The sequence below is a fragment of the Enterobacter cloacae complex sp. SYL003 genome (assembly GCF_049236925.1).
GTDB lineage: Bacteria > Pseudomonadota > Gammaproteobacteria > Enterobacterales > Enterobacteriaceae > Enterobacter > Enterobacter intestinihominis.
Genome location: NZ_JBMKJK010000013.1, coordinates 146,449 through 152,629 on the forward strand (window position 1 = coordinate 146,449; position 6,181 = coordinate 152,629).

Genomic DNA, 6,181 nt, shown 5'->3' on the forward strand with positions numbered 1-6,181 from the left:
CTAGTGAACAGAATGTGTATTTCAGCTAAGACGTATTTATGACCAATATGATTGCCGACGAAGCCGTGGCGAAGTCCAGCGTGCTCTCTGTCTTTGACTTTGATGGTACGTTGACGCACCACGACAGTTTTATTCCATTCCTGCGCTTTGCCTTTGGCAAGCGCTACTTTGCGGGTCGCCTGGTGCGCATGGCCCTGCCCACGCTGCACTGCGTGCGTCGCAAGCTGACGCGTGATGAGCTGAAAGAGGTGTTGATCAAAACCTTCCTGACGGGGGTGGATGAGCACTGGTTACGTCAGCAGGCAGAGGCCTTCTGTGAAAAATACTGGAACAAGCTGATGCGCCCGGAAGGGGTCATGGCTGTCGCCAACGAAGTTAATTCCGGTGCGGAAGTGACGATTTGCTCCGCCTCCCCGGCGCTGGTATTGCAGCCGTGGGCCGATAAGCTCGGCATTAAGCTGATTGGCACGCAGCTGGAAGTGAAAGACGGCAAGCTGACCGGGCGGATCACCGGCAACAACTGCCGCTGCGCGCAGAAAGTGGCGAGGCTGGAAAAGGTGTATGGCGATCTGAACGCATATCACCTGCGCGCCTGGGGCGACACACGTGGCGACCACGAGCTGCTGGCGGCGGCGCAGGATCCGCACTGGCGCCATTTCCATCATCCGCGCAAGCGCCGAAACTCACCGATAATAAAGTAGCCTTTTGCCGGGTGGCGGCTGCGCCTTACCCGGCCTACATCCCAGTCGTAGGCCCGGTAAGCGAAGCGCCACCGGGCGATACATCAGGCCTCACGTTTCCCCGGGAACATCACGCTCGCAATAATCCCCAGCGCCAGTACCCCCAGCACCACAAACAGGCTTGCCGTGGCACCGATGTTATAACCGTGATGCCAGAAGTGATCGGTCGCATTCAGCCCCAGCTTGAACGCCACGAAGAACAGCAGTAACACTACCGCTTTCTCAAGATGCACCAGATACTGCTTCAGCGCTTCCAGCACGAAGTAGAGGGTACGCAGGCCGAGGATTGCGAACATCATGGCGCTGTAGATAATCAGCGGCTCGCGGCTGACGGCAATGATCGCGGGAACGGAGTCGAAGGCGAACATCACGTCGGACAGCTCTACCACCGCCACGCAGAGCAGCAGCGGCGTCGCGTAGCGCTTCGCCTTCTTCACGCGACCTACCATCACATCCTTGTTTTCAGGCTTCTCCAGCTCGGCGTCCACCTCTTTTTGGGTCAGGATAAACGCGTGGCTGCTGATTTTTGGCCAGACCGGATAGAAGCGTTTTACCAGGCGGTACGCCAGATGGTTGGAGTAATCCTCGACTTCATCACTCTCTTCATTGCGTTTCAGCATCATCACCGCGGTCCAGCCGACGACCAGCGCAAAAATCACCTCAACGTATGGCCCCAGGCTTAGCAGGCTGGTGCCGATGGCAACAAAAATACCGCGGAACACAATCGCCCCCAGCACGCCCCAGTAGAGCACGCGGTGACGATACTTATCCGGCACGCCGAACCAGGCGAAGATCGCCATCATCACAAACAGGTTGTCGACGGAGAGCACCTCTTCCAGTGCATAGCCGGTGAGGAACAGACTGGCCATTTCCGCGCCGTGGTGCACGTATAAGAAGCCAGCAAACGCCATCGCCATCATGACCCAGAAGATGGACCACAAGGCCGCGCTTTTCAGCGAGATCGGTTTATCGTGACGGTGCATGAAGAGGTCGATAAACATCGCCCCAACAGCCATCACCACAAAGACAACAACGGTTTCCGTCGGGAAACCGAGATGAGCAGCAGACATAGACAACCCTTTTAAGAAGACAAAACACAACACCATGCAGGCTGGCGTAAACCAGAAGTGAGAATGGGGGAACGTGTTATTCGCCTATACCCCACAAAACCGCAGCTCTTTGGCTGCGCAAGGTGTGTACTTTACCTCACAACGGGGGGTGGCGCATCTGTCGTTTAGGCTCACGAGGTAAAGCCCGTTAACTGTGAGTCACGTCTTATTTACATCATTTAAACCTTCCATTAACTGGATAAAAAGAAGGCGCCGACGCTATAGTGGTTTTGTTTAATAAAACAGAGTTGTACCTGATAAAACCAAGAACAGACCCTGCGAGGAACACATGACAGAACATATTCGTAATGGCACTGCCGCCACTGAGGACATAGAAAGAGAGACTATGCGCAAGGTGATCTGGCGTATCCTCCCGTTTCTGATAGTCAGTTATCTGGTCTCCATTATCGATCGCGGCAATATCGGCATGGCTTCGCTACAGATGAATGAGGATCTCGGCCTCAGCAAAGCGGCGTTTGGCTTCGCCAGTAGCCTCTATTTCGTGGCGTATTTTCTGTTTGAAGTTCCAAGCAATCTGGCAATGCAGAAAGTTGGCGCACGTCTGTGGATCCCCCGCATTATGATCAGCTGGGGGGTGGTATCCATGTGTATGGCACTGGTACAAAACACGACGTCGCTTTATATCGTGCGTTTTCTGCTGGGTGCCGCGGAGGCGGGCTTCTTCCCCGGCGTCGTACTCTTTCTGACCTGGTGGATCCCTTCCCGCTACCGTGCGCGAATTATCGCGTCCTTTATGGTCGCGATCCCGCTGGCCAATTTTATTGGCTCGCCGCTGTCCGGGTTGATTCTGTCGCTGGATGGATGGCTGGGTCTGCGCGGCTGGCATCTGCTGTTTATCATTGAAGGTTTACCCGCCGTCCTGCTGGGTATTGCCGCCTGGTTTGTTCTTCGCGATCGTCCGCACCAGGCTAACTGGCTTAACGCGGAACAGAAAAAATGGCTGGAAACGACGCTTGAAACCGAGCGTCAACAGCAAAAAAATATCGGACACCAGACGACATGGCAGTTGCTCAGGCATCGTCAAATCTGGCTGCTGGCGCTGATTTACGCAGGCGCGTCATCAGCGGGCACCACCATCAGCGTCTGGTCACCGCAGCTGCTGAAATCGTTCCACCTTGATAATCTGGAGACGGGTCTGTTCAACGCCATTCCTTACGGTCTGGCATCCGTACTGATGATTGTGTGGGGACGCAGTTCGGACCGAACCAACGAACGCCGCTGGCATACCGCTCTGACCCTTTTCATTATTGCCGCAGGCGTATTTGCCGCCTTTGTCAGCGTCTCTCTTTCCGCCACCATTGTTATCCTGAGCATCATGCTGATAGGGGCGTATTCAATGAAGGGGCCTTTCTGGGCGCTGGCGTCAGGCTGGATGAGCAGCACGTCGGCGGCTGCGGGCCTGGCTGCAATTGGCGCCATCGCTAACCTTATCGGCGGTGCGGTGATGGTCAACGCTTACGGTATTATCAACGAACGGACGGGTAGCCACACGCTGGCCATGCTTCCTCTGGCGGCGTTATGCGTCACGGGGGGTATCGCGGTATTGGTGATGGGACGCCAGGCCAGCAATGCTCAGTTGCATGAAAAGCAGGTCACCCATTAGACATAACAAAAGCGGGACGCACGTCCCGCTTTATGCTTAGAGACTCTCTTCCGCAGTATCCTGCGTTTCCCCATAAAACTGCTGGCAAAAAGGCTTACTGGCCCCCATTTTCTGTGACAGGCGGCTGGCGGTGGCATGCATTAGCTGGCTGATCCCCTGTTCACGGCGATCTTCAGTCAGTCTGGAGATGGGCCCGGTCAACGCCAGCGCCGCAATCAGCTTGTCATTGACGCCGAAGACGGGCATTGCGAACGCCGCAGTATGCGGGTCACGGGCGCCTGCGGTATAGAGCGGAACAGCGGGCTCCCCCTCTGGCAGCGCGTCATTAAGGCCCCAGTGGCGAAGCACTTTACTGATGGCAGAATCGTCCAGCGGAAACTGAGTACCCGGCAGATTGCTGTGACGCAACCCGTGCGATGCTTCTGCCCGGAACAGGCACAGACGTTGCCCGCCTTCTAACACATACCAGCTGGCGCTCTCCTGAGAGGCCTGTGATAACGCCTGAAGCTCAGGCTGCACCACCCGGGAAAGATGGAAAGATTGTTCATAAAGTTTGCCAAGGTAAAGCAGACGTGGGCCAAGCGCATAATTGCCGTCATCATGCCTGACGACATAGTTCATTCGCTCAAGCGAATTCATTAACCGGTAAACCGTGGTTTTGTGATAACCCGATAGCTGCGCCAGCGCGGTCAGCGTCAGGCTCTCATCGCCGGGACGGAAGCAATCCAGTAAAGCCAGCGCCTTTTCGACCGCTACAACGCCTTCGTTACCCATCATCATCTCCTTTTCTGCTCGGCAGTGAGTGTACCTCAATTTTTGTGAGTCACTTCGTGTTTACATCACAAACGCCATCGCAGATCTGGCTAATGGGAAAGTAACACCGCTATAGTTGTTTTGTATTGTACACCTGCATTGTACACAGTAAAACAATATGGAGGCATATATGTCCGTTTCTGAAAAATCATTGATTAATCGTCAGGTCGAACGCGTATCGGCTGAACAGGTTCACCAGGCTGCCGAGTATCAGGCCGCCATTCTGGCGGATGTTGCCGGTCGCCGCGGTACACTCCATGGTCGTATCAAACCGCTCGCGCCTCACATGGCCGTTGCGGGCCCGGCAGTCACCGTGGAGGTGCGCCCGGGAGATAATCTGGCCATCCATGCCGCAATGGCCGTAGCACAGCCTGGCGATGTGTTGGTTGTTGACGGGAAAGGCGACCTGACCTGTGCGCTGCTCGGTGAGATTATGGCGACGCAGGCCCAGGCAAGCGGTATTGCGGGCATCATCATTGACGGGGCGGTACGTGATGCCGATACCCTGAGTAAAGGGCACTACCCCGTCTTCGCCGCCGGTCTTAACCCCTGTGGCCCGACAAAATCAATTCCTGGCCGGGTTAATCACCCCATCTCTATCGCTGGTGCAACGGTACGAGCCGGGGATCTGGTGGTCGCGGATATCGACGGCGTGGTGGTGATCCCGCGTGATGAAGTGCAGGCCGTTATCGCCATGGCCAAAGGGAAACTCGAAACAGAGACCCGACGTCTTGCTGCTATTCGTGAGGGCGATTTACGTCCACACTGGCTTAACGACGCGCTGCGTAAGGCAGGCATGTTATCTGACGGGGAGACGCTGTAATGGAAGATAAACGCGTTGTACTGGTCACGGGATGCGACCTGGCGGACCAGGCTGTCAGCATGCTGCGAGACTTTGACGTGGTGTATGCCGGTCACCAGCCCACAGAAGATCAGCTGGTTACGCTGTGCGAACGGCACAATCCTGTGGCCATCCTGGTGCGTTACGGCAAAATAACCGCAAGGATCATGGATGCAGCCCCTGCATTACAGGTTATATCGAAACACGGAAGCGGCATTGACGTGATAGACCAGCCAGCGGCAGCGGCGCGTAATATCGCCGTTCGTTCCGCCCCCGGCGCCAATGCGGCAGCGGTTGCAGAACATACCTGGGCATTGATTCTTGCCTGTGCCAAATCGGTGGTCACCCTTGATAAACGCCTGCGCGACGGGCACTGGGATAAAGCCACGCACAAATCTATCGAGCTGGAAGGCATGACGCTGGGGCTTATCGGTCTGGGGGCGATTGGCTCGCGGGTTGCGCTGGTGGGGCAGGCATTCGGCATGCAGATTGTGGCGTATGATCCTTACGCTAAAACGATGCCATCTGGTTGTGAACGGGCAAACACCTTACCCGACCTTTTATCCCGTGCCGATGTTATCTCATTGCATTGTCCGCTCACTGACGACAACAGAGGAATGATCAACGCAGACACACTCGCGCACTGTAAACGTAACGCGATTCTGGTGAACACAGCGCGCGGCGGGTTAATTAACGATGAAGCCCTGTTACACGCGCTGAAGGATGGAACCTTGCACAGCGCGGCACTCGACAGCTTTACCAGCGAGCCACTGACCGCCCCGAACCTGTGGCAGACCGTCGATAACGTCATCATTTCGCCGCATATTGGCGGCGTCAGCGCAGCGTCATACATCAAGATGGGAACCGTGGCCGCCAGCAATATTCTGGACGTTGTACACCTGGCTGACGTCGCCGTCAGCCCCTGAAATGCAATGATGAATGACCGCGCCCGCTTGTCATTTACCCTCAGCTGTACACAGACATTAAAGTTGTCTCCTTTAACATGAAAAAGACTTTAAAGTTGTCTACTTCTTCAGATAGACCTACTTAACAG

Annotated in this window: 6 protein-coding genes; 4 read left to right on the plus strand and 2 right to left on the minus strand. The window is 55.5% G+C overall.

Translation table 11 applies throughout. From position 1 onward, the window contains the following. Positions 1-38: 38 nt before the first annotated feature. Positions 39-701: an HAD family hydrolase gene (locus tag ACOT1A_RS17255; RefSeq protein ID WP_063201337.1), complete on the plus strand. Its 663-nt coding sequence runs from the start codon at positions 39-41 to the stop codon at positions 699-701. Positions 702-784: 83 nt separating this feature from the next. Here ACOT1A_RS17255 and ACOT1A_RS17260 read toward each other — a convergent pair whose 3' ends face one another. Further along, the gene (locus ACOT1A_RS17260; RefSeq protein WP_038416880.1) at positions 785-1,810 is read right to left on the minus strand and encodes a TerC/Alx family metal homeostasis membrane protein; all 1,026 of its coding nucleotides are present in this window, start codon (positions 1,808-1,810) and stop codon (positions 785-787) included. A 328-nt stretch (positions 1,811-2,138) separates the two neighbouring features. On the opposite strand from ACOT1A_RS17260, the gene ACOT1A_RS17265 reads away from it, so the two are divergent. Beyond that, positions 2,139-3,473: an MFS transporter gene (locus ACOT1A_RS17265; protein ID WP_022649699.1), complete on the plus strand. Its 1,335-nt coding sequence runs from the start codon at positions 2,139-2,141 to the stop codon at positions 3,471-3,473. A gap of 36 nt (positions 3,474-3,509) precedes the next feature. Here ACOT1A_RS17265 and ACOT1A_RS17270 read toward each other — a convergent pair whose 3' ends face one another. Next, the gene (locus ACOT1A_RS17270; protein ID WP_032674096.1) at positions 3,510-4,247 is read right to left on the minus strand and encodes an IclR family transcriptional regulator; all 738 of its coding nucleotides are present in this window, start codon (positions 4,245-4,247) and stop codon (positions 3,510-3,512) included. 169 nt (positions 4,248-4,416) lie between these two features. Here ACOT1A_RS17270 and ACOT1A_RS17275 point away from each other — a divergent pair, with 169 nt between their 5' ends. Together ACOT1A_RS17275 and ACOT1A_RS17280 are read left to right on the plus strand one after the other, a co-directional pair. Then, positions 4,417-5,109, plus strand: coding sequence for an RraA family protein (locus tag ACOT1A_RS17275; RefSeq protein WP_022649701.1), 693 nt, complete (start codon positions 4,417-4,419; stop codon positions 5,107-5,109). Next, positions 5,109-6,053, plus strand: a complete 945-nt coding sequence (locus ACOT1A_RS17280; protein ID WP_038416882.1) for a hydroxyacid dehydrogenase — start codon at positions 5,109-5,111, stop codon at positions 6,051-6,053. The genes ACOT1A_RS17275 and ACOT1A_RS17280 overlap by 1 nt, the downstream gene beginning before the upstream one ends. The last annotated feature ends 128 nt before the right edge of the window (positions 6,054-6,181 follow it).

Coding starts and splice junctions, on each gene's coding strand:
- ACOT1A_RS17255 (WP_063201337.1), top strand. CDS start 39: ATGACCAATATGATTGCCGACGAAGCCGTGGCGAAGTCCAGCGTGCTC.
- ACOT1A_RS17260 (WP_038416880.1), bottom strand. CDS start 1,810: ATGTCTGCTGCTCATCTCGGTTTCCCGACGGAAACCGTTGTTGTCTTT.
- ACOT1A_RS17265 (WP_022649699.1), top strand. CDS start 2,139: ATGACAGAACATATTCGTAATGGCACTGCCGCCACTGAGGACATAGAA.
- ACOT1A_RS17270 (WP_032674096.1), bottom strand. CDS start 4,247: ATGGGTAACGAAGGCGTTGTAGCGGTCGAAAAGGCGCTGGCTTTACTG.
- ACOT1A_RS17275 (WP_022649701.1), top strand. CDS start 4,417: ATGTCCGTTTCTGAAAAATCATTGATTAATCGTCAGGTCGAACGCGTA.
- ACOT1A_RS17280 (WP_038416882.1), top strand. CDS start 5,109: ATGGAAGATAAACGCGTTGTACTGGTCACGGGATGCGACCTGGCGGAC.